Here is a 25,123-nt window from a genome sequence, read left to right on the forward strand (position 1 = left end):
ACATATAGGGAATAAAAAAGAGAGAGGGGAAACAACTATGTCTTGTGAGTGCTCAGGGGCAGCGTTAACTTGCTGTCCAGATAAAAATTATGTGCAAGATAAAGTGTGTAGTCCGTGGTCAGGAACCGTAGTAGCGACTGCTATTACGAATGTGCTGTATAACAATAATATTAATCAAAATGTAATTGGAACAGGATTTGTTCGATATGATGTAGGACCAGCAGCAATAACATTAACAGTTCTTGACTCAGCTGGTAATACACTTGATACTCAAACATTAAATCCAGGAACTAGTATTGCTTTTACGTATCGTCGTTTTGAAACAATTGAGGTAACTTTACCAGCCGCAACAGCTGGAACATATCAAGGTGAATTTTGTATCACGACGCGTTATCCACTTTCATAGAAGAATAGGAGAGGGCTAAAATGGGGAATTCTAGTTTATCTTGTTGCTCCAATAATACGCTTGTACAAGATCAAGTATGTATAGATTGGTCCGCTACTGGTGCGGTAACGGAAACGGTGTATACGAATAATATTACGCAAGATTTATACGCATCAGGTTATGTGAAATATGATGTAGGTACAGCTCCAATTACGGTGAATTTTTTAGTAGGAGCGACAGTGGTGAATACAATTACTGTACAACCACAAAGTAGTGGATCCTTTACAGTAAGGTACTTTACTACAATTCAAATCGTAACGACAGGAACGGGAGTAAGCCAAGGACAATTATGTTTAACGGTACGTTATCCAATTTCATAAGAAAAAGCATACCAAAATGGTATGCTTTTTCTTATAGTTTGTAAGTTGAGGTCATAAATCATTTTAAAAGCAAAATGAGAATTGACAACAATATTTTCCTTCTATATACCGAATTGGATTATTTGGGAGATTAATAATTGCCACAGATTGTAATGATTGACCTGTATATGACATTGTGTTGCCAGGATAGACAGTGAAAGTATTTGTCACCTGTCCAATAATTTGAACCGTAACCGCTTCAGTACTACTAGTGCTATTATACACAGAAATATTACCCGATATTTTAAGTACACCATCTCCTTCCCATAAGATTAATGTAGAACCTTCAGAAGGCGGTGGAATTTCTTTTGTTATAAAAAAATTACCAGCGAATTCATTGTTGACTAATTCACAAGATGGTGGGTCAGGGGGAGTAGGTGGATCATAGGGAGGGCAAATGATAGATAAAGGGGCATAACAGCCGATATTTTTTTTACAAGCCATTAATAGCTCCTCCCTTCATAGTTTCTTTTTATTACTATTAAATGTTGCAAAACGATAGTTGTGTTAATAAAGGGGCAAAAAATTTCAGGAAAGTTTGTTTAATAGGCGTCCAACTCATAATCATGAATAAGAGTCTGTTAGACAAAAGATGGTTGTATAAGATAATACAAATAATGTTGGATGTTACAGTAAATTGACTGTATATTTACAAAAATTAAATAAATTTTATTTGTAATTTATATGAAGTTAATATGTGTTCAGTACAATAATCATTGTAATTAATTGATTATATGAGGAGGATTCATGTGGAAAGAACAGCTTTACGAAAAGTAAAAGGACTTATTGGATTATTAATGGTTTTTGTATTAGCGTTCGTATCATTTCCGTGGAGTACATCAGTTAAAGCGGAAGAGAAAAAGCAAGAAAAGGCACCGAGTGAGAAGAAGATAGTTTTTCCAATTGTAAGTGATGTACATATTAAGAATAGTGGAACGGATGATACGTTTCGCTGGAAACGAGCAATCGAGCAACTGAATACACTTGCACCTAAACAAGATGCGTTTGTAATTGTGGGAGATTTTACTGATTCAGGATCGGTACAACAATACGATCGTTTCATGCAAGTGTATAATGAAAATGCAAATAAAGATGCCGTGCGAATGAATTCTCTTGGTAACCATGATTATTGGAACGGTTTATCTGTAGAGGGCGCACAGAAGCGTTTCTTAGAAAAAACAGGAATGGAATCGATTTACTATCACAAAGTGGTGAAAGGTTACCATTTCCTTGTTATGTCTCCGGAAGATGGGACAACTCATGGATATTATTCAGACAAGCAAATTAATTGGTTAAAAGAAGAAATGGCAAAGGCACAAAAAGATGATCCAGAAAAACCAATTTTCGTATTTTTACACCAACATATTAAAGATACAGTATATGGTAGCCAAGAGTGGGGAACAAAAGATAGTGCAAAAATTAACGAGGTGTTGAAAGCATATCCACAGGTTATTACGTTTTCAGGTCATTCACATTATCCGTTAGATGATCCAAGATCGATTCATCAAAAAGACTTTACATCAGTTGGTACATCTTCAGTAAGTTATATGGAAGTTGAAGGTGGTAAAGTACAAGGGAATATCCCACCAGGAGCTAGTACATTAAGCCAAGGGTTATTAGTAGAAGTAGACGATAAAGAGGTAACGATTAATCGCCGTGATTTCCATACAAATTCTTGGACAGGCGAGCCTTGGAAAATTAAATTACCAGCAAAGAAAGAAACATTTACACATGTAGAAGATCGTGATAAAGAAAAGCCTTACTTTGTAAAGGATGCAAAGCTTGCGGTATCAAATGTAACAGAAAATGCAGCAACAGTAACATTCCCACAAGCGCTGGATAACCTTCTTGTTCATTCTTATCGCGTACAAGCTAGAGATAAGCAAACGGGAGAAATAAAGAACAAATTGTTGGCATTCTCAGAGTTTTATCGTGATCCAGTGCCGAAAGAGCTCACATTTACACTGGCAGGGTTAGATGGTGGGAAAACATATACACTTGAAGTAGTTGCGATTGATTCATTTGGCAATGAAAGTGTACAACCATTAACGGCGGAAATTACTACGAAAAAAGATAATATTGACCCGAATGTGAAAGTACCAAAGGCTGATGTTTTCGATGTAAACTTTGCAGATGGTACATTTAAAGACAATTCATCATTTGGTACAAAAGGTGATGTGAAGGGCAATGTGACTATTGAATATGATAAAGCATTGAAAAAGAATGTTATGAAGCTAAACGGAAAAGCAAACACATTTGGATACCTTCCATTTTCAGCAGCACAAAAAGAGAAAGTTGTAAATACGTTTACGTTAGAAACAGTATTTTCAATGAATGAAATTCGCGGACAAGGTATTTTGCAAAATACAGAGAGTGGCGGAATCGGTTTTGAATCTACAGGAAGTGGCTATGTTGAATTATGGGCTCACATTGGTGGCAGTTATAAACGTGTTGGTGTTCAATTAGAAGCAAACAAAACATATCACTTAACAGGAACGTATAACGGAAGTGAAGTAGCTATTTATGTAGATGGTAAAAAAGTAAATAGCCAACCGGCTACAGGAAAAGTGTATCATCCAAATGTACCATTTGCACTTGGAGCGGATCCTGATAGCAATGGAAATGGTGGTATTCCGTTAAATGGACAAATCGCGCTTGCGAAATTATATAGTAAAGCGTTAAGTTCTTCAGAAGTATTAGCAGCTTACAATGAGTTTTCTAACCGTACGAAGTTAGAGCAAGTAAATGCGTTATTTGAAGAACTTGGAAAAGTAAAAGAAGTGTTAGCTGGTACGTATGAGTTTGGGGATAAGCCAGGTCAATATTCAAAGGAAGCATTTCAAGAATTAGAGAAAAGCTATAATAATGCAAAACAAGTGTTTGAAAATGTAGCGAGTACGGGAGAACAAATTGTTCAAGCGTATAATGAATTAAAAACTGCAAATCAAACATTTATACAATCTAAAGTAGTAGAACAACCGAAAACATTGAAAGAAAAATTACAAATGAATATTGAATCTGCAAAAGCAGTAGTGAAAAAAGCGCAAGCTGCAAATGTAACGGACGGTTCAGTGAAATCATTGAGTCAAAAAATTACAGTGGCAGAATCTGTGTTAAAAGATGCGAAAGTAAAGGATGCACAGGTAGAAATGATGAATCGTACATTAGAGTATGCGATTTCACTAGTTGAAAAAAGCATAAACAAATAAGAGAGAAGAGAAAGAAGCTTATCATGATAGGCTTCTTTTTTGTTATACTAAAAGTAGCATAGAATGAAGGAGCGAATAATTTGGAAGAGAAAAAGTTAAAAAGAATTCTTGAATATGTATGGATCGCGGTTGTGCTCCTTGTAGGATATTATTTCTTAAAAGAAAAAAGTATATGGGTTTTATTTTTAATGACGTTTTTATTAGCGGGTTTAGGCACGTTATTTATTAATTTCTTCTTTGATAGTTTAAATGCATGGAAGAAGAAAAAGAAGGGAACGAAGTAAAGGAGGGAATATATGCAAAAGTGGAAGCTCATATATCAGGTGATTATTTTCTTAGTGCTTGTAGGTATTGGAATTATTAAATACGCAACGCTAATAGGGAATTGGGCATCGTTTACAGCTTGCATCGGCATATTTTTCATTTTACAATCGTTAACGAAAAAATATAATAGCACAGAAAGATAGCTCGCCGTTTTATTGGCGAGCTATTTTGTTATGCTTTTTTCTGTTCATCGTTTGCTTTTTCAGTAGCTAAATGACTATGTTTTCTAGAGTAGAAGAAATAGAAGCATAAACCGACTATAAGCCAAGCTATAAAGCTAATCCATGTCGTTTTAGATAAATTAGCCATCAAATATAAACAGCAAAGAATCGCGACAACTGGTAGTACAGGTACGAAAGGTGTGCGGAATCCGCGTTTTAAGTCAGGGTGTGTTTTTCGTAAAATAAGTACTGCGCAGCAAACGAATGTGAAGGCTGTTAATGTGCCGATATTTACTAAATTCGCTAATACGTGCAGATCTAAAAGTCCTGCTAATAAAGCGGCAACAACACCAGTAATCCACGTATTTAATAAAGGGATTTTCACTCTTTTATTTACACGTGCTAACGCTTTTGGAAGTAGGCCATCGCGGCTCATCGCATATGAAACGCGAACTTGTCCATACATAACGACTAAGAGAACGGTTGTCATTCCAGTCATCGCTCCAACAGCGAGTAGTCCTGCAATCGTATCTTCCCCAACGAAATGCAAGGCAAACGCAACTGGATCAGAAACATCTAATTGTGTATACGGAACCATACCTGTTAAAACGAAAGATACAATCATGTATAAAACAGTACAAATAAGAAGGGAACCGATAATGCCAATTGGTAAATCACGCTGTGGTTTTTTCGTTTCTTCCGCAGCGGTTGCGATTGCATCAAAGCCTAAGAAGGCGAAGAATACAGTAGCAGCTCCAGTAATAATACCGTCGTATCCGAATGGGATGAATGGTGTCCAATTTTCAGGTTTTACATATTTTGCACCTGCTACGATAAAGGCGATAATAACTGCTAACTTGATCAGAACCATAATATTATTAATGCGTGCGCTTTCACGTATACCAAAACTTAAAAGACCGGTAATGATGAGTAAAATACAAACAGCTGGTAAATCAATGAGACCACCTTTTCCTACGCCAGGTGCCGAGGCGATTATGGCGGGCAGATGGATGTTAAATCCTTGTAGTAAAGACTGTAAATAACCAGACCAACCGACAGCTACTGCTGCGACTGCCAGTAAATATTCGAGCATTAAACACCATCCGACGATGAAGGCGACGACTTCCCCGACTGTCATGTATGCGTAAGTATACACACTTCCTGAGACAGGAATAGAAGAAGCAAATTCGGCATAACAAAAGGCTACACAAGCACAAGTAAATGCAGCAATAAGGAATGATAGCATAATACCAGGACCAGAATGTTTCGCTGCGACAATACCTGTTAATACAAAGATCCCTGTCCCAATTACGGCGCCAATTCCTAAAAATGTTAGATCGAGTGCAGTTAATGTTCTTTGTAGTTGTCGTGGTGATTCAGTAGTAATCGCCTTTTTTCGTAATAATGATTTCACTTTGGACTCTCCCCCCCGTTTTTCATTTCCATAACTGCGAATGTAGTATGAGCCCACTAGAAAAGAGTATGTAAGGAAATCGAGGTACAGTTATGGTGCGTAGTTTTTTAAAATTGCTGGATTAATCTTAATATAATTCAGAATATTTTGTCAAATAAAAATATGACAAATAAAATGCGGATGAATAGGAGAAACTACTTGCAGGGATGGACGAGGGTTAACGACCCACTGATTAAAGTTAAAGTAGGAGAAGATGCTATGTTATTTTATTTTGAACTTGTCGTCATTTTACTTTGTACGAAATTAGCTGGTGATATTAGCGTAAGGCTTGGCCAGCCTTCTGTACTTGGTAAATTAATTATCGGTATTATTATCGGTCCAGCTGTACTTGGTATTATAAATAGTTCTGAACTGATTGATGAGCTGAGTGAGATTGGTGTTTTACTCCTTATGTTTATGGCTGGACTTGAAACAGATTTAGAAGAACTAAATCGGAATTTGAAATCATCATTTGCAGTAGCAGCTGGTGGAATTATTTTTCCTTTCATCGGTGGTTATGTAACAGGATTGCTGTTTGGACTAATACAATCTCATGCAATTTTTTTAGGGTTATTACTTTGCGCAACGTCAGTTAGTATTACAGTGCAAACGCTAAGAGATTTAGGAAAAATGAATACGAGAGAAAGTACAACGATTTTAGGTGCTGCCGTATTTGATGATGTCATTGTCGTTATTTTATTAGCATTTGTTATGAGCTTTTTAGGAACGCAAGATGTGAATATAACACTCGTTATCGTAAAGAAAATTATTTTCTTTGTCAGCATCGTTTTTATTGCATGGAAAGTTGTTCCATGGATTATGAAAATGCTCGTACCACTTCGTGTAACAGAAGCATTAATTAGTGCAGCACTGATTATTTGTTTCTCTTTTTCGTATTACAGTGAAATGATGGGAATTGCAGGTATTATTGGAGCATTTGCAGCTGGAATTGCCATTTCGCAAACAGAGTATAAGCATGAAGTGGAACATAAAATTGAACCGATTGCTTATGCGATATTTGTACCAGTCTTCTTCGTAAGTATCGGAATGGAAATTACATTTCAAGGTATCGGAAGCCAGCTTTGGTTCATTATTATCATGACACTTATCGCGATTTTCACAAAGTTAATCGGATCAGGTTTAGGAGCAAGGTTAACAGGATTCAACCTTCAATCTTCTATTAGTATCGGGGCGGGTATGGTGTCGCGCGGAGAAGTGGCACTTATTATCGCGGCCAATGGACTTGCGGCGAATTTATTAGCGAAAGAAAATTTCACAGCGATTGTTATTGTCGTTATATTGACGACGATTATTACGCCGCCGCTTTTGAAGAAGTATTTCGTATAGTGAGGAAGGGCTTATCTGACGTGGATAAGCTCTTTTTTTATCCCATTAAAGTCCGATTGGTGAGAGCTGATAATCAGTGGGGGATGAAGAAAACCCCCACTGATTAAAGTTTCACTTTATTGGAAAAAGCAATAGTCATATAGCGTGAATGGGTTGTAATTATGGTAAAATCTACGTATATGATAAGTCGAGGGGAGAAAATGTGTGAAGATTACGAAGGAGAAGGTTATCGGTGTAATCGTACTTATTGCCGTATGTATACCATTTACTGCATGGAAAGAATCAAAAGTGAAAGATTTTCCGGTTTCTATTTTCTCGGAAGAAGCAGATGGTGAGTACGACCAGAAGCTGAAATATACTGCTTTTTTACCTGATGTTGCGATTTGGATGAAAGGTTGGGAAAAGAAGTGGACAGAAGGGGAAAGAACTGTTTATCAAAAAGGGAATCGCATTGTAAATGTGTTTCATCCTCCTGGCGATAATGGTTTTTACCTTCTTGAAGCAAGAGAAAATAAGTAAACGCAACCGTAAGAAGTGGAGGTTAAATAGTGAAAGCTTCAACGTTACTATTTAAAATTGAAAGTAATATGGATCAATTTTCACCAGCTGAAAAGAAGGTTGCCATGTACATAACGGAGAATGCAGAGATTGTTCCGAACTTAACGACGAAAGAAGTGTCAACGAATGCAGGCGCAAGTGAGGCGAGTGTTGTTCGCTTTTGTAAGTCGATTGGAATCGGAAGTTTTAAAGCATTTAAAATCGCGCTCGTTCGCGAATTAACGATTGCTGATTATAATATTAATGATTTTTCAGTGATGAATACGGAAGATGGACCGTACGACTTGTTTAATAAAGTTACGTATGTGAATAAAGCTGCAATTGAGGCGAGCGTGACGGCGATAGATAAAAAAGAACTTGAAAAAGCTGCAGATCGTATTGTAAATGCCGATAAAATTATCTTTTACGGAGTAGGCGGATCAGCTACTCCGGCGATGGACGGAGCTTATAAATTTACAAGGCTCGGATTTACAGCGATGATGCTATCTGATTTTCATATGATGTTGCCACTTGTGACGAATTTAAAAGAAGGCGATATATTTGTGGCAATTTCAACATCTGGTCGTACGAAAGATGTACTTGAAATGGCGCAATATGCGAAGAGACAAGGTGCAACAGTTATTGCGATTACGAAGCTTGATCAATCATCACCGTTATATAAAGAGGCAGACATTCGTCTTTGTATGCCAGATGTAGAACAAGATCATCGTATTGCAAGTATTGCTTCAAGAATGACGCAATTGAACATGATAGATGCTCTATATGTGATTACCTTTAATCGTATTGGTAATAAAGTGCTGGATCAATTTATGGAAACAAGAGAAGAAGCTTTGCGATTACGGAAGCTAAAATGAGAAGATGGGGAAACCCATCTTTTTTTGCATACGGACGGACATAAATTCGTCATGAAAAGAAATTAAATTTCATAAAATAATAAAGTAATATTGATTTTAAATTTCTTAAAGTTATAATTAAAGTATGAAATTAAATTTCAAAGTAGGTGGGAATATGTTAGAAAATTTATCGACAGAACACCGTAATGAAAAGACGATGAATTTAGATGAGATGAGCATAAAAGAAATTCTGCAAAGTATGAATGAAGAAGATCGTACTGTTGCGTTAGCAGTTGAAAATGAAATAGAGCAGATTGAAAAAGTTGTGCAGACTGTTATTAAATCTTTCGAAGAAGAGGGTCGATTAATTTACATTGGGGCTGGTACAAGTGGCCGTTTAGGTATTTTGGACGCAGTGGAATGTCCGCCGACATTTGGCACAGACGATAAAATGGTGCAAGGATTTATAGCAGGTGGATTGAAAGCGTTTACTAAAGCGGTAGAAGGTGCAGAAGACCGTGAAGAGTTAGCGGACGAAGATTTAAAAAGTATAGGATTAAATGAGAAAGATACAGTGATTGGAATTGCAGCAAGTGGTCGAACTCCTTATGTTATTGGTGGCTTGAAGTACGCGAATCGTGTAGGAGCGAGTACAGCGAGTATCTCCTGTAATAAAAATGCTGAAATAAGTAAATATGCAAAAATAAATGTGGAAGTAGGAACAGGCGCAGAAATTTTAACAGGCTCAACGCGTTTGAAAGCTGGTACAGCGCAAAAATTAGTACTCAATATGATTTCAACAGCATCTATGATTGGTGTAGGGAAAGTATATAAAAACTTAATGGTAGATGTGCAATCTACAAATGAAAAATTAGTAGAACGATCAAAACGAATTATTGTGGAAGCAACAGGTGTTAGTTATGAAGTAGCAGCGGAGTATTATGAAAAAGCAGAACGTAACGTGAAAGCTGCGATTGTTATGGTGTTGTTGCAGTGTGAGTATGGGGAAGCACTGCAGAAATTAAAAGAAGCGAAAGGGTTTGTGAAAAAGGCACTATAAAATAATAGGGAGGGGGATTCTATTATGAAGAAAGAAGAGAGAATGGCCAGAGAAATTTCAGAGCAACTTGGGGGAGTAAAGAATATTCGTGGCATTGCTCATTGTATGACGAGACTACGGTTAACGCTTCATGATGAAAGTAAAGTGAACATGGACCTTTTGAAAAAAGTTGAAGGGGTTATGGGAGTTATTGAAGATGAGACGCTTCAAGTTGTCGTTGGTCCGGGGACGGTAAATAAAGTAGCAGCTGAGATGGAAGGTTTAACAGGACTCCGAATTGGTGAAGTGGCAGATCATCACCTTGAAGATCTTGGGCAAGAGATGAAGTCAGAGATTAAGAAGAAAAATAATACACCGGTGAAAAACTTTTTAAGAAAAATAGGAAGTATTTTCATTCCATTAATTCCGGGTCTTGTTGCATCAGGTATTATAAATGGGGTCGCTAACTTTGCGAAAAATGCAGGTGCTGATCCGAATGCAACGTGGCTACAAATGTTGCTACTCATTGGCGGCGGTATCTTTACATTCTTAGGCATTTTAGTCGGCTGGAATACAGCGAAAGAGTTTGGCGGGACACCGGTTCTTGGGGCAATTGCTGGTATTTTAATTTTTAACCCGGCGATGGCGACTGTAAAATTATTCGGTGAAGCGCTCGTACCCGGACGGGGTGGATTGTTTGCAGTTATTTTTGCAGCGTGGCTTATGGTTGTAGTGGAAAAACAAGTTCGAAAAGCTGTGCCAAATGCAGTTGATATTATCGTGACACCGCTTATTACTGTGTTAGTCGTAAGTATCGTAACGATGTTAGCCATTCAGCCGGTAGCAGGTTTCTTATCTGAAGGAATTACAAGCGGAATTAATGGTATTTTAAGTATTGGTGGCGCGTTTGCAGGAGCAGTACTTGCAGGAACATTTTTACCGCTCGTTATGGTCGGATTACATCATGGTTTAACACCGATTCATATGGAGTTTATTAATCAAACGCACGTAACACCTTTATTACCAGTACTCGCAATGGCTGGAGCTGGGCAAGTAGGAGCTGCGATCGCCATCTATGTGAAAACAAAAAACAAACGACTTCGTAACGTAATTAAAGGTGCATTACCAGTTGGCTTTTTAGGAATTGGCGAACCGTTATTATACGGGGTTACATTACCACTTGGGAAACCGTTTCTTACCGCTTGTTTAGGGGCAGCTGTCGGTGGTGCATTCCAAGCAGTTATGAAAACAGCTGCACTCGGAATTGGTGTATCAGGATTATCATTAATTCCGTTAATTGCTGATAATAAATATTTACTATATTTCCTTGGATTAGTCGTTGCATATACTTTCGGATTCATCTTTACGTACTTCTTCGGATTTAAAGAAGAAATGGCAGAAAACATATAGAGAAAGGGATTCCTTTCTCTTTTTCTATTCATGGAAAGGGAGATTCATATGCTAGGAGTATCAATTTATCTTTCAAAAGAGCGAGTAAAGAAACAAGAAGAATGGCTAAAAGTAGCGAAGGAAAACGGGTTTTCATCTATTTTTACATCACTTCATATACCAGAAGATGACCCTGGTACATATAAAGAGCTAATTCAAATACTTGGGAAGCAAGCTCTTGAAAATGAAATGGAATTAATGGTTGATGTTTCCCAAAAATCGCTACACCATTTAGGAATGACATACGAAAATGTGGAAGAGTTAGTAGAATGGGGCATTACTGGTTTACGAATGGACTATGGCATCACGCCGAAAGAAATCGCGCGCGTATCCCATAAAATGAAAGTAGCCTTAAATGCGAGTACGATTACAGATTCATTTTGGAAAGAGTTAATCACTGAAAAGATACGGATAGAGAATGTAGAAGCGTGGCATAATTTTTACCCGCGCCCAGAAACAGGACTAGCGAAGTCCTTCTTGCAAAAGCAAAATCAATACTTACATGAGTGCGGAATAAAAACGATGGCATTTATTCCGGGAGATGGTGAAAAACGTGGTCCGCTATATGAAGGCTTACCAACGTTAGAAAAGCACCGCAATATGCGCCCGCTTGAAGCGTACTTAGAACTTGTACAAGATTGTGGTGTCGATAAGGTGTTAATCGGGGATATAAGCGGAAGTGTAGAAAGTGTACAAGAGATAGCGAGTGCGAGTAGAGGGATTATTCCGCTGCGGTACAAATCGTTTATAACGGATAAAGAAGTATTAAAAATGGTAGAGCAAGTGCATACGAATCGATTAGATCCAGCTCGTGATGTCATTCGGTCTGTAGAATCACGAGAAGAAAATAAAGTGATTTTACAGCCAATGAATGCAATTTTAAGAAAGAAAGGCAGCATTACAATTGATAATGAATTGTACGGTAGATATGCTGGAGAGATGCAAGTTGCTGTACATGATTTGCCTGCAGATGAGAAAGTGAACGTTGTTGGCATGGTTGTAGAAGAGGATATATCTTTATTGCCGTATGTTGGTGCTGGAAAAATGTTTCAACTTTTTTGTGTAATAGAATAAAAGCTTGAATTAGCGCTATTTTGTAAGAAAACATTATCCGTAAAAGGGATAATGTTTTTTGTTTTCTTTAAAAAAGTATTTGACGAATGAAATGAAATACCGTATTGTTTTGACTTGTAAATAAAAGTTCACCATAACAAAACAAAAAGGAGAGAAAAAAATGAATCAATATATTGGGAATTTAATTATTCGTATTGTGTTAGGAGTAACGTTCTTTGCACATGGTTTAGCGAAGTTTCAATCAGGTATCGATAACGTAGCAGGATGGTTTACAAGCATTGGCTTACCAGGCGGTCTTGCGTATGGCGTAGCAACAGTTGAATTAGTTGGTGGTATATTATTAATTATCGGTTTAGGCGTACGATATGTAGGATTGCTATTCGCTCTTATTTTAGCTGGAGCAATCGTAAAGGTAAATGGAGCAGCCGGTTTATTAGGAGATGGAAAGAATCCAGGATATGAATTAGATCTTGCATTATTATCAATGGGTGCGTATTTATTCGTTGTAAAAGCAGAAGGATATGTAGATCGTTTCGTAAAAGAGAAAGTAATGAAAACGAAGTAAACTTATTTATAAATTGTTGACTTGAATCATTGATGTAACTATAATGATTACAATGTGTAGAGTAAGAATAAAACAATTTAAATATTTTTACACGCAGTGTAACAGTTTCGGTTACACTGTGTGTAAAAAATAAATAAAACGGGAGGAAGTAACATGCCTAAATCAAATTTAGAAATTATTCGAAGTACATATGAAGGATCAGCTTCTTCGAATGCAAAACATTTAGCAGAAGCCCTCTCTGAAAAAGTAGAATGGACAGAGGCGGAAGGGTTCCCGTACGGGGGAACTTATATCGGTGTAGAAGCAATAATGGAAAATGTATTTAGCCGATTGGGATCAGAATGGGATGATTATAAAGCGAGTGTAAATACATATCATGAAGTAAGCGGAAAAGATGTAATTATTGCTGAAGGTATGTATTCAGGAGTTTATAAAGACACGGGAAAATCATTTGAAGCAGAATTTGTTCATGTATGGCAACTTGAGAACGGAAAAATTGTGAAGTTTAAGCAGTATGTAGATAGTCATCTTGTTAGAGAAGCGATGAAGAGATAATGCTTTTTAAATGGGGCGTAGGTATATGCATTACAATTATAGTAATTTTCTCGTCTATAGTTGGCGGAAAGAAATTGCTTGCATATGTGGAAAAAGAAAATAAAAATATTCAAACCCAGCAAGCGGCAAACGAAAAAGAGAAGAAAGTTGCAGAAGAATCTCCACAAGTTAGTGAAGGTGAAATTATTTCTACTATGCACAAAATGGTACACCAAAAGGTAAAATCCTCTGAAAAATGGGGATTTGTAGAAATGACAAACAAGGAAATTTCTAATGTGAAAAGAGATATTGAAAATAGTAAAGGTTTTCAATATAAAATGAAGTTATTTTCTATTATAAATAGATGGGAAAAAGGAGATTTTTCTCAAACTGTTGAGGAGCACAACTTTTTATGGAGCCTTCAAGGTGGAGATACTGGCAAGGCAACAGAACGTTTATCACCAGAAGAGGAAAAGCAGTATATAAAAGAAATGAAGAATAAATAAAAACATCGCCAACTCAGATGACGATGTTTTTTCATTACGAATGTTTTCGTATTAAAGCTCCAGTTGGCTGAACAGTAACTGTTTTGAAATGAGAAAATAAATAACATCCTGTTACAACGATCATTGTCCCTACAATTTGTATCCATGTTAGTTCTTCACCGAGGAACAGGAATGCTAAAATAGCGGTAAAAATTGGATTAAAGTTTAGAAAAATACCAGATGTAGTTGCTCCTAATTTTTGTACGCCAACATTCCAAAATACCATACAAAGAACTGTGGAAATGAGTCCTGTATATAAAAGTGATGTTATAAAAGAAGTGTTGATATTTGTAACAGTGAAGCTTCCAGTGTTAAATGGCAGTAATAAAATAACGCCGAAAATACCAGAGTATAATGTGGCCATGAGTGGTGTCGTTGTTTTTGTTGCCCATTTACTACAAACAGAATAGATTCCCCAAATGCAAACAGCCGCAATCATCCATAAGTCACCACTATTAAAATGTAGTGAAAATAAAAGTGCAAGGTTACCTTTTAATAGGACGAGGATCACCCCGAAGAATGAAAGAATCATAGATAAAATTTGAAGTGTATTTACTTTTTCTTTTAGAAATAAGACAGAAAATAATGCGATTGAAATTGCGTTTAATGTAGAAATAAGCCCTACATTTGTTGCGGATGTTTTTTCTAATGCTAAAAATTGAAAGATGTTAAAAAGAGCGACCCCTGAAATCCCCATGAGTATTAACGGAAGTATCGCCGCGCGTGGTGGAATGATTTTCTTTTCTTTAAACCATACCATCGGTAATAAACAAACAATCGCAATCATCCATCTTAAACTTGTAAGTGTCATTGGAGATGCGTGATCAACGAGTGATTTTCCAACGACAAAGTTTCCTCCCCATAATAAGCTCGTTAGTAATAGTAAAAAGACATAAAAATAAGGCATATTAAAATCCCCTTTGTTGTAATCAATGTGAATTTTAAATAATTTTAGCATTTTTCTTCTGTATGTAATATATTCTTTTGTATAATGAACAAAAGTCGATAAAATATTTTGTTTTAAATAGTGTTTTAGAAATGATGTTCAGTTTTATATAAGTTGTAAGGTGTTTTTTCGAATAATCATCGGTAAGAAAAAAGGGGGAATTGTAATGGAGTCGTCAGTTATTAAAGTGTTGGATGATTTGGACGTACAAATTTTAGATATATTGCAGAAGGAGTCACAAGTAAGTAATGCAGAGCTTGCACGACGCGTTAATTTATCACCAGCTGCAATGCATGCAAGAATTAAAAGGTTAGATGGAGAAGGATTCATTGATAAGCAAGTAGCTATTTTAAACCAAGAAAAGCTTGGTTTTGATTTGTTATGCTTCATTTTTATGAGTACGAATATTCATCAATCGGATAAACTTGAAGTGCTGGAAAAAGAATTAGAAGCGATGCCTGAAGTGTTAGAATGTCACTGCTTAACAGGAGAGTATGATTATTTATTAAAGGTTGCAAATCGTGATCGTAAAGAATTAGAGCAGTTTATTAGAAAGCTAAATAAGCTTGGTATTACAAAGATACAGACGAGTTTAGCACTTCGTGAAATTAAATATTCGACCGTATTACCGATACGAAATGAGGGACCGAGCATCGATTAGATCGCTTGGTTTTTTGTTTGTATAAAGTGATTGACGAGACGAAAAGAGAGATGTATTATTATATAAAAATATGTATTAAAATTCACTTTAAGTTATAAATATTAATATCGGGGACAAGGGGATAGAATATGAAAATCTGTAATGCGGTTACGAGTGATGTGAAAGAAATTTATAATCTCATTGAGATTTACGCAAAAGAGGGAGTGGTTTTACCGCGTTCTCTTTTATCTCTCTATCAATATTTACAGTGTTTGTATGTTGTGAAAGAAGAGGGGGAAATCATCGGAGTTGCTGGTTTACATGTATTAGGAGAGGACCTTGCAGAAGTACGATCGTTAGTCGTTTCGCATACATATGCAGGAAAAGGGATTGGACGTATGTTAGTAAACCATGTAATAAATGAGGCGGCGAAAATAAAAGTGAGTAGAGTTATTTCTTTAACATATGAAACGGAATTTTTTCAAAAGTGCGGGTTTGATTTTGTGAATAGAGATGCTTTGCCAGAGAAAGTATGGATTGATTGTAGGCATTGTCCAAAGGTAGATTATTGTGATGAAGTAGCGATGATTCGGTATGTTGGGTGAAAAAAGTAAAAAAGAGCAGCTAGCAAAAGCTAACTGCTCTATTCAAGGGATCTCTCCAAGGGGGAGTGGAGAAAATATTATGTTACTAGCAGTATTGACAGATTATTAGGAAATATACAAATCTGATGAAAGAAATTTTAAATAAACTTTCGGCATTGACAGTTTTTAAAATATTCATGTACAATATACATGAATGACATTCAGTCATTTTTTGTGGAAGCGTGTAGTTAGTTTGAAAACGGAACAAATATAAATGGTAAATGAGGATGATAGTTGTTTATATAGTAGTGATGAAAGAGTATATTTTTTTAAAACAAAAATGACTGATAGTCAGTCATAAGAGGTGAGAGGTATGAAGAATAGAGCTTGGTTATATGTCATATTAACATGTATCTTTGAAATTTTTTGGGTGTTTGGTTTTAATACAGCCGATACTTGGTGGCATTGGATTATTATTTTAGGCGTTATCGCTGTTGATTTTCACTTCCTTTCTAAAGCGTGTGAGCATCTTGCAACAGGGACTGTATATGCTGTTTTCGCCGGAGCTGGTACGGTAGGTACTTTCTTAATGGATGTATTCCTTTTCGGCGGGAGTTTCAGTGTAGGGAAATTATTCTTTATCGTGATGGTTGTAGCCGGCGTTATCGGTTTAAAACTAGCTGATAATAAAGAAGAAACTGTGGAAGGAGCTGCTTAAAGATGGGTTGGTTTTTCGTATTTTGTGCTGCAATTAGTGAAATAGTCGGTGTGATCGGTCTTAAAATGTATAGTAAAGATAAAACGTTAGCAAATGGTGCACTTTATATAGGTGGGTTTGCTACATCTTTTGCATTCTTGTATACATCTTTCTTATTTTTACAAGTAAGTGTCGCGTATGCGGTTTGGATTGGTATTGGAACAGCAGGTGCCGTTTTATTAAACATGTTCCTGTTTGGTGAGTCGAAAAGCAAAGCACGTATCATTAGTGTGGCTCTTATTGTATGCGGCGTGACAGGATTAAAGGCTCTTTCGTAAAGATATACTGTATCTCCTAACAAGTCGTTAGGAGATTTTTATCGTAAAAAGTACACGATAATTGACAGTATAGCTAGTTATTCTATAAAATGAGTGACAGTCATTCAATACGCGTGTGAAAGGGTTTAGATGATGAATAAAAAAGAGAAAATTGTCTATGCAGCTATTGAAGTGTTTCAGGAAAAGGGCGTTGAAAAAACGAAGATTTCTGATATCGTGAAATTGGCTGGCATTGCACAAGGAACTTTCTATTTATATTTTCCTTCTAAGTTATCTGTTATGCCTGCAATAGCAGAAGTGATGGTTGAGAAGATGATCCTTGCAGTGAAAGAAAAAGTGCAAAATGATGCGCCTTTTTCAAATAAAGTTACGCAAGTAATAGATGCGGTGTTTCACTTCATAGCGGAATATCGTGAAATACAAGCTTTAATGTATGCAGGTCTTGCATCTACGGAACATATAAAAGAATGGGAAGCTGTGTATGAGCCTCTTTATATGTGGCTAAGTGAATTTTTAAGTGGGGCGAAAGAAGCTGGTGAAATTCGTGATTCGGTTCACGCAGAGCGAACAGCGAAGTTATTTATCGCTCTAGTTGAATCAGCAGCGGAACAAGTGTATTTATATGATCATAAAGATGATGAGCAAGTTGAGATACAAAAGGCAGAAGTACTAGATTTTTTAACACATGCATTACATATAAAGAAATAGTGAGATGAACCTGTCTGAGAAGGTAGGTTCATTTTTGAGGAAAACTGAATGATAGTCATTCACCTAATGCGTATGTATGTGTGGAAGGATACAGTGAAATTCTAACGAGTAGGGGCATCTCTACTCATGATTAGCCCACAAATAGCAGGATAAAGAAAAAGCTTCTTGGGCATTATTTTTTTGAGGGGAGCTTACGGGAAGAGGTGTTGAAAGTGAAGAAACCGATAAAAGAACAAAAGATGGTATTGGTCATTCTTTTGAGTAATATATTTATCGCTTTTTTAGGGATTGGATTAATCATTCCGGTTATGCCGTCCTTTATGAATGATATGGGTTTAACAGGTAAGACAATGGGATATCTCGTTGCAGTGTTTGCAATGGCTCAGCTTATTGCTTCACCTATTACAGGCCGGTGGGTCGACCTTTATGGTAGGAAGAAAATGATCATCATTGGATTATTTATTTTTGGTGTTTCAGAGCTTCTGTTTGGATTAGGAACAGATGTATGGATGCTTTATGCAGCGAGGGTGTTAGGCGGAATTAGTGCTGCGTTTATTATGCCTGGTGTTACGGCATATGTTGCGGATATTACATCTATACAGGAACGTCCAAAGGCGATGGGATATTTATCTGCTGCTATTAGTACCGGCTTTATTATAGGACCTGGAATCGGCGGATTTATTGCAGAATACGGTATACGTGTGCCGTTTTTCGTTGCAGCAGCAATTGCTTTTATAGCATGTGTAATTTCGATTTTTATTTTAAAAGAACCGTTAACGAAAGAGGAGCTTGCAGAGATTTCTTCTAATACGAAAGAATCAAGCTTTATTGGTGATTTAAAGAAATCATTACATCCAATGTATGCAATCGCATTTATTATCGTATTTGTACTTGCGTTTGGTTTATCAGCGTATGAAACTGTGTTTAGTCTGTTTTCTGATCATAAGTTTGGATTTACACCGAAAGATATTGCGGCAATTATTACAATTAGTTCAATCTTTGGGGTAGTTGTGCAAGTATTTATGTTTGGTAAATTGGTTGATATATTCGGTGAAAAAGTGTTAATTCAAATATGTTTAATTGTAGGTGCAGTATTAGCGTTCGTTTCAACGGTAGTCTTTAATTATTGGATTGTACTTCTCGTTACGTGCTTCATTTTCCTAGCATTTGATTTACTTCGTCCTGCTTTAACGACGTTTTTATCAAAAGCAGCTGGAAAAGAGCAAGGATTCGTTGCTGGTATGAACTCGACTTATACGAGTTTAGGAAATATCGCAGGACCAGCGATGGGCGGAATATTATTTGATATGAATATTCATTACCCATATGCTTTTTCAGGAGTTGTTTTAATAGTTGGTCTTGCTATTACATTTATGTGGAGAGAGAAACAGTTGGCTGAAAGTTTTGCGAAGTAATAAAACCCCTTACGACGGTAAGGGGTTTTTGTTTTATAAGCTTAATCCAAACCGTTTTAATTCAATAAATATCCCCTCTAATTGCTTTCCTTTATCCGTTAATGTGTACTCTACACGAGGCGGAACTTCTGGATATACTTTTCTCGTTATAATGCCTTGAGACTCTAATTCTTTTAGTCGAAGCGATAATGTTTTTGGACTAATACCATCCATTGATTTTTGTAAATCACTAAAGCGTAATGTTCCTTCGATAAGAAGATCACGAATGATTAAAAATGTCCATTTCGTACTAATTACATCAAGCGTTTTAGCGATAGGACAAGGTATGCCAGGTAAACCTTTCGTTAATTCAACTGGATCTATATTGTTCATGGAACTAGCCTCCATAAAATTTTTTTGATGAATTTGCTTTATAGTATCACAAAAGTATACTTTTGGTAACTATATGAAAAAAATATCACTACTTCCATAAAGGAAGTTAGTGCATATACAATAGCAATACGAAACAAAAAGGATTTATATAAGGAGGTGGTGATTTCCATGGGGATAAAAAAGTTATTTGGATTTCTTAGTTTGTTTGTTGTTTGTATTGTACTTGTAGCATGCGGCGTCGAAGAAAAAACGGAAGTCCAGTTATTAAAAGAAATGCCAAAGCCAAAAGCGATGACAATTGATCCCTCACTAAGTCAAAAGGAAGCGACCGAAATGGTTCATGCAGCGCAGCGTTTTTATGCATTTTGGGATACAGGTAAAGAGGAGCTTATTCCGCAAACTGTTACTGAAAATTTTTTCGATCATACATTGCCGAAAGGGCGACCACAAGGCACGGAAGGATTAAAATTTGCGGCGCAAAATTTTCGTAAAATCGTTCCTAATATACATTGCGAGATTGAAGATTTATTAGTCGTTGGTGATAAAGTAACAGCTCGTCTTTCTTTTACAGGAACGCATAACGATAAAAAAATCGATTTTTTTGCAATTGATATTTTACATGTAAAAGACGGAAAGATTACAGAAGACTGGCATTTAGAAGATAATCTTACGCTGAAACAACAACTTGGGTTAATAGCTGAGGAGTAAATTATATAGGGGAGAGAAAAGTGATGAAAAATATATTTATTATAAATGGACATGAAAAATACGGTACGAAAGAAGGACGATTAAATAAAACGTTAGTTGATTATATGGTAACGGTATTAAGTGAGAAGCATCATGTGAAAACAACAACGATTCAAGATGGCTATAGTATTAAAGAAGAACAAGAGAAGTTTTTATGGGCTGATGTTGTGATTTATCAAACGCCGATTTATTGGTTTAGTGTACCGGGCTTATTTAAAACGTATATGGATGAAGTGTATGAATACGGTTTGTTCTTTAAAGGTGCAGATGAATATGGAACAGGTGGTTTATTAACAGAGAAAGAGTATATGTTCTCTACAACTTGGAATGCACCTGAAAATTCTTTTGGAGATAAGACGAAGTTCTTTGAAGGGGAAAGTCTAGAATCAACGCTTAGTCATTTACACCGCGTGCAGAAGTTTCTTGGTATGAGCCCGTTAAAGAGCTTTGCTTGTTATGATGTGGTGAAGAATCCGGATATTGAGCAGTATTTATTGAACTTGAAAGATCATTTAGATGGAGTAATTAAATAATAGTTTATACTTGTATGTGAAGAAGGTACTACTAAGGATGTAGTACCTTCTCCTTTTATAAAAACTCACACTTTAATACGTAGATGGCTGTATCCATAACTTCGCAAAATTTGCCCAGCCGAATGAATCAATTGTTACATTTTTTAAAGCAGAAGGATATGTTTTTCTTTTTAAAACGTGATAGTTAAATAAAATGATGTGTTCTGTTTGTAAAAATTCTTCGATCTCATACATGAGCTCATAGCGCTTCTCTTTATTTTCTTCTAATAAAAATGTATCAAGTAAACAGTTAATTTGTTTTTCATAGTGCGGGTCCATGAACCGGTTTACGAAGCAACTTTTATTTTTAAATACATTTAAGAATGCAAGTTCATGATCAGCAGCAAACACTTCTCCCATGAAAATAATATCGGCATGTTGATCGATAGAACGGTTCATATAATCTGAAACGAGAAAGGGGTGAAGCTCTACTTGTATACCTAAACTTTCACATCGTTCTTTTAGGAAATATGCATCATTTGCACTATCTTTAAATGCGAAGAAATAAATGTGTATCGCTTCTCCATTATAGGTGCTCTTCTTTAAATACTCTTTCGCTTTTTTTAAAGAGTAGGACCTTGTAGGACTTTTGCGGCTTCTTTCAGGGAAAAAGCTTGATGCAGCAATTGTCCGTCTTCCTTCTATGCTACGAAGTATCGTTTCAACGTCATATAGTTCTCTCCAAGCCTTTCGAAAGTAAATGTCGTGATGAGGACCAGATTTTGTAAAGTTGAAGCTAGCATAAATACAACCTATTTCTTCTATTTGTATATTATGCCTTTCATTTTTCTCTTCATTTGGTAGTTCATAATCAGCATCGATTTGTACATGATCAGGAATACCCCAAAATTCAATACGGTCTAATAAAGCGCGCTCTTTAAAATAATGAGTGAACGCTTCGAGCACGATATTATCTTCAGAGTAATGAGCAAGTTTGAAAGGTCCAGTACCTATGTAATGATGATTTTGGATACTCACATCACGCGGTAAAATTGCTAGTTGTATGGAACTTACATAGTGTAAGAAAAATAAATTTGGTTTTGCTAAATGAAATCGAATTTGCAGTGGTGATGGCGTTTCAATTTGAACAATTTCTTCTGTTAACCATTCAAAAGGAGAGTGAACTTCTTTTAGTCTTTCAAATGAAAATTGTACATCTTTAGAAGTTAAAACTGTTTCGTTATGAAAATGAATGTCCTTTCGTAAATAAAAAGTCCACGTCAGCCCGTCTTCACTTAATTCCCACGTATGCGCAATGTGTGGTTCCATTTTTTCCGTAACATCGTTATAAACGACTAACGTGTCAAAAATTTGACCCGTAAGATGGCTCTCTGTAGTTACAGCTACAAAAGCCGGATCTAATGGGAATAGCTTTCTCGATATAGGGATCTTTAATATGTCGTACATATCATTTGAAGGTTCGTATCCAAAATGATGATGTAGTTTATTTTCTATCTTTTTTTGAAGTGCAAGGGGTAGGGGTTCTTTTAAAAGAAGAAAGATATCTTTTAATTTTTCTTGCGCTAACAGTTCATCTGTATAGGACTCAATCGCTTCTACGAAATTATGTATAAATAGAATTTCCGTTTTATTCCCGCGGCCTCGCCCTGGAGTCCAGTGAATTAATTGCTCCTCGCTCATTTTCTTTAATAAAATCTTTACGTTTTTCGTACTGCAATATAAAACATCCGCTAATTCTTGTAAGCTATTTCGCATATGTTGTTGATCTTGTGCATGTAGTCTTAGTCTAATGTAATAGTCCATAATTTTCATATATACACTTCCTTCTATCATAAAAGGGGAAACTCTTTAGAATATTCTAACCTTTTTCTTCCTTTTTTTCAAAGTAAAATAAGTAAGCATAAGGAGGGGGAAACAATGGGATTTTGGAGTATGCATCGAAATATAAAAATTAGAATTATAACTTCGTTTTTAACACGTACTGTGTCCACGATGATTTTTCCATTTATGGCGATTTATTTTTCAATAAAGTTAGGTAGTGCGATTGCTGGTGCTTTACTACTCATTAATGTCATAGCTTCATTAGTAATTGGTTTATACGGTGGATATGTTGGAGACCGGCTTGGGCGTAAAAAGGTGATGATTATCGGTCAAAGTATACAAGTCATTTCCATTGCTTGTATGGGAGTTGCGAATTCGGATTATGTAGATTCACCGTGGTTAACATTTGTATTTATGCTAGTGAATAGTTTAGGATCTGGACTTATGAATCCTGCGACAGAGGCGATGTTAATTGATGTGAGTACACCTGAAAATCGAAAAGTGATGTACAGTATTAATTATTGGGCTATTAATTTATCCATTGCGATTGGAGCGATATTTGGAGGGCTACTATTTGAAAACTATAGATTACAATTGTTTATCGTATTAACAGTAGTTGCAATTATTACTTTATATGTGATGGCTGTATATATGGAAGAGGTGTATGTAGCTAGAAAAACAGTAGAAAAGAAAAATGTATTAAAAGATATGGCAGATAGTTATAAAGTCGTAATGAAAGATAGAGCGTTTTTAATTTTTTGTGCAGCAAGTATATGTACGTTATCTTTAGAGTTTCAGATTAATAATTATTTAGGAGTACGTTTGCAGAAGGAATTTGAAACGGTGCACTTTTTATTCGGGAATGGTGTTACGTTTGATTTAACAGGTATTCGCATGCTGAGCTGGATTTCTGCAGAGAACACCATTTTAGTTGTGTTATGTTCAGCACTTCTTATTAAAATGCTGAAAAGCTTCAACGATTTGAAAATCTTATATGTAGGTTTATTCATTTATACAATTGGATTTACAATACTCGGAACGAGCAATAGTTTATGGATTTTATTAATTGCAGGACTTTTCCAAACGGTAGGCGAGATGATGTATGTGCCAGTGCGTCAATCTATTATGGCAGATATGGTGCCAAATGAGGCGAGAGGTTCATATATGGCGATTAACGGAATGGTCTTTCAAATGGCAAAAATGAACGGGGCATTAGGTGTTATGCTAGGTTCATTTCTTGCATCTTGGGGCATGAGTGCTCTCTACTTTATCGTTGGTATGAGCAGTATTTTATTATTTATGAAGGCGATTGGGAGAGAGAAGTATGAGGAGGAGGTTTCTCAAATTGGATAAAACGATATGAAAAGCGATGCTAGAAATCGCTTTTCATATGGCTTTTAAAACGGATCAACTTCAGCTAAATCAGGATTGCTATTTGGATTTGTTAATAAGACTTTCAGCTCACCTACTTCAGAGAGCGCAACGAGGATATAACCACTAATAAGGACGACGAGTCCGATGACCCTTAATGTTTGCAGTGTAATGTCACGGCTATTGTTTTCGGAATTGTCTTGGGGCGTTGAAGGTGGATTGTTATTCATGATTAAGGCTCCCATCTTTTTTTATTTATATATGTGTAAAATTATTATTTAACTTATGGATAGGAATCGTATAGTCATTTTCACTATATGAGAAATGCCTATGAAAAGTGATTAGAAATTTGGGGACGAAGAAGGGGGGAATCCGTAGGTCATTAAAAATGACATTCCTTTTTATTTTTCATACAAATAAAAAGGTTAACCAAAGTAGCTAAACAGCTATTTTGGCTAACCTATAATAACTATCCTAGTATACGCAATGATTCTTCAATAAACGCTGGGATATCTTCAGGTTGTCTACTTGTTACTAGCTGATTTTGGCATACGACAACCTCTTTGTCATGAAAATTTCCGCCGGCATTTTTCAAGTCGACCTCAATGGATTTATATCCAGTCACATCGCGTCCTTCAAGTGTTTGTGCAGTGATGAGTAATTGAGGTCCGTGACAAATAGCGAAAACAGGTTTTTTCGCATCCATAAATGATTTGCTAAAGCGAACAAACCGTTCATCTGCACGAAGTATATCTGGGGAAAACCCGCCTGGTATGAAGAGGGCATCAAAGTTTTCTGGAGAAACATCATCAATACTTTTATCAATTACGACTTCACTTTTTCCTTGTTTACCGTGTACCGTTTTCCCTTTTTCAGTTTCAATAGTTGTTAATTCATATCCCTTTTGTTTAAAAGCTTCTGCTGGCTCTGTGTATTCTGTGTCCTCGAAATAATCTGTTATTAAAGTAGCAATTTTTTTACTCATTCTCATCCGCTCCTTATATTATATTATCGGTTCCAGAATCGTCTTTGAGCAATTCGTCGTATTGTCTATTT

30 protein-coding genes are annotated in these 25,123 nt (G+C 36.2%); 23 read left to right on the plus strand and 7 right to left on the minus strand.

Features of this window, described 5'->3' with window-relative positions; genetic code table 11:
• Positions 1-37: 37 nt before the first annotated feature.
• Together MR083_RS11000 and MR083_RS11005 are read left to right on the plus strand one after the other, a co-directional pair.
• Positions 38-406, plus strand: coding sequence for a DUF3992 domain-containing protein (locus MR083_RS11000; RefSeq protein ID WP_001277532.1), 369 nt, complete (start codon positions 38-40; stop codon positions 404-406).
• A gap of 20 nt (positions 407-426) precedes the next feature.
• Complete coding sequence (locus MR083_RS11005) at positions 427-765, plus strand: DUF3992 domain-containing protein (RefSeq protein ID WP_000528442.1); 339 nt, start codon at positions 427-429, stop codon at positions 763-765.
• Between the two features lie 63 nt (positions 766-828).
• Here the strand turns inward: MR083_RS11005 and MR083_RS11010 are convergent, their stop codons facing one another.
• The gene (locus tag MR083_RS11010; RefSeq protein WP_016716547.1) at positions 829-1,248 is read right to left on the minus strand and encodes an S-Ena type endospore appendage; all 420 of its coding nucleotides are present in this window, start codon (positions 1,246-1,248) and stop codon (positions 829-831) included.
• Between the two features lie 305 nt (positions 1,249-1,553).
• On the opposite strand from MR083_RS11010, the gene MR083_RS11015 reads away from it, so the two are divergent.
• The 3 genes from MR083_RS11015 (at position 1,554) to MR083_RS11025 (ending at position 4,480) form a co-directional block, all read left to right on the plus strand.
• Positions 1,554-4,013, plus strand: coding sequence for a LamG-like jellyroll fold domain-containing protein (locus MR083_RS11015; RefSeq protein WP_242269253.1), 2,460 nt, complete (start codon positions 1,554-1,556; stop codon positions 4,011-4,013).
• A gap of 80 nt (positions 4,014-4,093) precedes the next feature.
• Positions 4,094-4,297 carry a hypothetical protein gene (locus MR083_RS11020; protein WP_000391504.1) on the plus strand — a complete coding sequence of 68 codons (204 nt, stop codon included), beginning with the start codon at positions 4,094-4,096 and terminating at the stop codon, positions 4,295-4,297.
• Positions 4,298-4,309: 12 nt separating this feature from the next.
• Complete coding sequence (locus MR083_RS11025) at positions 4,310-4,480, plus strand: hypothetical protein (protein ID WP_001174849.1); 171 nt, start codon at positions 4,310-4,312, stop codon at positions 4,478-4,480.
• A 28-nt stretch (positions 4,481-4,508) separates the two neighbouring features.
• Here the strand turns inward: MR083_RS11025 and MR083_RS11030 are convergent, their stop codons facing one another.
• Positions 4,509-5,912, minus strand: coding sequence for a branched-chain amino acid transporter BcaP (locus MR083_RS11030; protein WP_000838699.1), 1,404 nt, complete (start codon positions 5,910-5,912; stop codon positions 4,509-4,511).
• A gap of 162 nt (positions 5,913-6,074) precedes the next feature.
• On the opposite strand from MR083_RS11030, the gene MR083_RS11035 reads away from it, so the two are divergent.
• From MR083_RS11035 to MR083_RS11075, 9 genes are all read left to right on the plus strand, one after another.
• Positions 6,075-7,298 carry a cation:proton antiporter gene (locus MR083_RS11035; protein WP_396022294.1) on the plus strand — a complete coding sequence of 408 codons (1,224 nt, stop codon included), beginning with the start codon at positions 6,075-6,077 and terminating at the stop codon, positions 7,296-7,298.
• A 204-nt stretch (positions 7,299-7,502) separates the two neighbouring features.
• The gene (locus MR083_RS11040) at positions 7,503-7,817 is read left to right on the plus strand and encodes a hypothetical protein (RefSeq protein ID WP_000704954.1); all 315 of its coding nucleotides are present in this window, start codon (positions 7,503-7,505) and stop codon (positions 7,815-7,817) included.
• Between the two features lie 29 nt (positions 7,818-7,846).
• The gene (locus MR083_RS11045; RefSeq protein WP_000648180.1) at positions 7,847-8,710 is read left to right on the plus strand and encodes a MurR/RpiR family transcriptional regulator; all 864 of its coding nucleotides are present in this window, start codon (positions 7,847-7,849) and stop codon (positions 8,708-8,710) included.
• A gap of 154 nt (positions 8,711-8,864) precedes the next feature.
• Positions 8,865-9,749 (plus strand): N-acetylmuramic acid 6-phosphate etherase, encoded by an 885-nt coding sequence (murQ, locus tag MR083_RS11050; protein WP_000892335.1) that lies wholly within the window; start codon positions 8,865-8,867, stop codon positions 9,747-9,749.
• Between the two features lie 24 nt (positions 9,750-9,773).
• A complete protein-coding gene (locus tag MR083_RS11055) occupies positions 9,774-11,138 on the plus strand; it encodes a PTS transporter subunit EIIC (protein WP_016716553.1) in 1,365 nt (454 codons plus the stop codon).
• 48 nt (positions 11,139-11,186) lie between these two features.
• The gene (locus MR083_RS11060; protein ID WP_242269254.1) at positions 11,187-12,251 is read left to right on the plus strand and encodes a DUF871 domain-containing protein; all 1,065 of its coding nucleotides are present in this window, start codon (positions 11,187-11,189) and stop codon (positions 12,249-12,251) included.
• A 160-nt stretch (positions 12,252-12,411) separates the two neighbouring features.
• The gene (locus MR083_RS11065; protein ID WP_014893281.1) at positions 12,412-12,816 is read left to right on the plus strand and encodes a DoxX family protein; all 405 of its coding nucleotides are present in this window, start codon (positions 12,412-12,414) and stop codon (positions 12,814-12,816) included.
• A 153-nt stretch (positions 12,817-12,969) separates the two neighbouring features.
• Positions 12,970-13,371 (plus strand): nuclear transport factor 2 family protein, encoded by a 402-nt coding sequence (locus MR083_RS11070; RefSeq protein ID WP_014893280.1) that lies wholly within the window; start codon positions 12,970-12,972, stop codon positions 13,369-13,371.
• Positions 13,371-13,856, plus strand: a complete 486-nt coding sequence (locus MR083_RS11075; protein ID WP_242269256.1) for a PRK06770 family protein — start codon at positions 13,371-13,373, stop codon at positions 13,854-13,856. Before MR083_RS11070 ends, MR083_RS11075 begins: the two co-directional genes overlap by 1 nt.
• Positions 13,857-13,890: 34 nt before the next feature.
• Here the strand turns inward: MR083_RS11075 and MR083_RS11080 are convergent, their stop codons facing one another.
• Positions 13,891-14,802 (minus strand): DMT family transporter, encoded by a 912-nt coding sequence (locus tag MR083_RS11080; RefSeq protein ID WP_001146281.1) that lies wholly within the window; start codon positions 14,800-14,802, stop codon positions 13,891-13,893.
• A 205-nt stretch (positions 14,803-15,007) separates the two neighbouring features.
• Between MR083_RS11080 and MR083_RS11085 the strand changes: the two genes are divergently transcribed.
• From MR083_RS11085 to MR083_RS11110, 6 genes are all read left to right on the plus strand, one after another.
• Positions 15,008-15,502: an Lrp/AsnC family transcriptional regulator gene (locus MR083_RS11085; protein ID WP_000446104.1), complete on the plus strand. Its 495-nt coding sequence runs from the start codon at positions 15,008-15,010 to the stop codon at positions 15,500-15,502.
• Positions 15,503-15,630: 128 nt separating this feature from the next.
• Positions 15,631-16,086, plus strand: coding sequence for an N-acetyltransferase (locus tag MR083_RS11090; protein WP_242269258.1), 456 nt, complete (start codon positions 15,631-15,633; stop codon positions 16,084-16,086).
• A 352-nt stretch (positions 16,087-16,438) separates the two neighbouring features.
• Positions 16,439-16,783, plus strand: coding sequence for a DMT family transporter (locus MR083_RS11095; RefSeq protein ID WP_000796016.1), 345 nt, complete (start codon positions 16,439-16,441; stop codon positions 16,781-16,783).
• A gap of 2 nt (positions 16,784-16,785) precedes the next feature.
• Positions 16,786-17,100: a DMT family transporter gene (locus MR083_RS11100; RefSeq protein WP_000539674.1), complete on the plus strand. Its 315-nt coding sequence runs from the start codon at positions 16,786-16,788 to the stop codon at positions 17,098-17,100.
• Positions 17,101-17,229: 129 nt separating this feature from the next.
• Positions 17,230-17,808, plus strand: coding sequence for a TetR/AcrR family transcriptional regulator (locus MR083_RS11105; protein ID WP_073529794.1), 579 nt, complete (start codon positions 17,230-17,232; stop codon positions 17,806-17,808).
• A 212-nt stretch (positions 17,809-18,020) separates the two neighbouring features.
• Entirely contained in the window at positions 18,021-19,223 is a 1,203-nt protein-coding gene (locus MR083_RS11110) for an MFS transporter (RefSeq protein ID WP_000742937.1), read from the plus strand.
• Positions 19,224-19,256: 33 nt separating this feature from the next.
• On the opposite strand, the gene MR083_RS11115 is transcribed toward MR083_RS11110, so the two are convergent.
• Positions 19,257-19,595, minus strand: coding sequence for a winged helix-turn-helix transcriptional regulator (locus tag MR083_RS11115; RefSeq protein WP_001059470.1), 339 nt, complete (start codon positions 19,593-19,595; stop codon positions 19,257-19,259).
• A 168-nt stretch (positions 19,596-19,763) separates the two neighbouring features.
• On the opposite strand from MR083_RS11115, the gene MR083_RS11120 reads away from it, so the two are divergent.
• Together MR083_RS11120 and MR083_RS11125 are read left to right on the plus strand one after the other, a co-directional pair.
• On the plus strand, positions 19,764-20,303 hold the full coding sequence (locus tag MR083_RS11120; protein WP_242269260.1) for an ester cyclase: 540 nt from the start codon (positions 19,764-19,766) through the stop codon (positions 20,301-20,303).
• 23 nt (positions 20,304-20,326) lie between these two features.
• Entirely contained in the window at positions 20,327-20,875 is a 549-nt protein-coding gene (locus tag MR083_RS11125) for an NAD(P)H-dependent oxidoreductase (protein WP_011040036.1), read from the plus strand.
• Between the two features lie 72 nt (positions 20,876-20,947).
• Here MR083_RS11125 and MR083_RS11130 read toward each other — a convergent pair whose 3' ends face one another.
• On the minus strand, positions 20,948-22,708 hold the full coding sequence (locus MR083_RS11130; RefSeq protein WP_242269265.1) for an SgrR family transcriptional regulator: 1,761 nt from the start codon (positions 22,706-22,708) through the stop codon (positions 20,948-20,950).
• An 84-nt stretch (positions 22,709-22,792) separates the two neighbouring features.
• Here MR083_RS11130 and MR083_RS11135 point away from each other — a divergent pair, with 84 nt between their 5' ends.
• The gene (locus MR083_RS11135; RefSeq protein ID WP_000508216.1) at positions 22,793-24,049 is read left to right on the plus strand and encodes an MDR family MFS transporter; all 1,257 of its coding nucleotides are present in this window, start codon (positions 22,793-22,795) and stop codon (positions 24,047-24,049) included.
• 44 nt (positions 24,050-24,093) lie between these two features.
• On the opposite strand, the gene MR083_RS11140 is transcribed toward MR083_RS11135, so the two are convergent.
• Together MR083_RS11140 and MR083_RS11145 are read right to left on the minus strand one after the other, a co-directional pair.
• Complete coding sequence (locus MR083_RS11140; protein ID WP_001063872.1) at positions 24,094-24,297, minus strand: hypothetical protein; 204 nt, start codon at positions 24,295-24,297, stop codon at positions 24,094-24,096.
• A 239-nt stretch (positions 24,298-24,536) separates the two neighbouring features.
• Positions 24,537-25,052, minus strand: coding sequence for a type 1 glutamine amidotransferase domain-containing protein (locus MR083_RS11145; RefSeq protein ID WP_242269267.1), 516 nt, complete (start codon positions 25,050-25,052; stop codon positions 24,537-24,539).
• Positions 25,053-25,123 lie beyond the last annotated feature (71 nt).

This window comes from Bacillus cereus group sp. BfR-BA-01408 (assembly GCF_022663305.1).
Lineage (GTDB): Bacteria > Bacillota > Bacilli > Bacillales > Bacillaceae_G > Bacillus_A > Bacillus_A pacificus.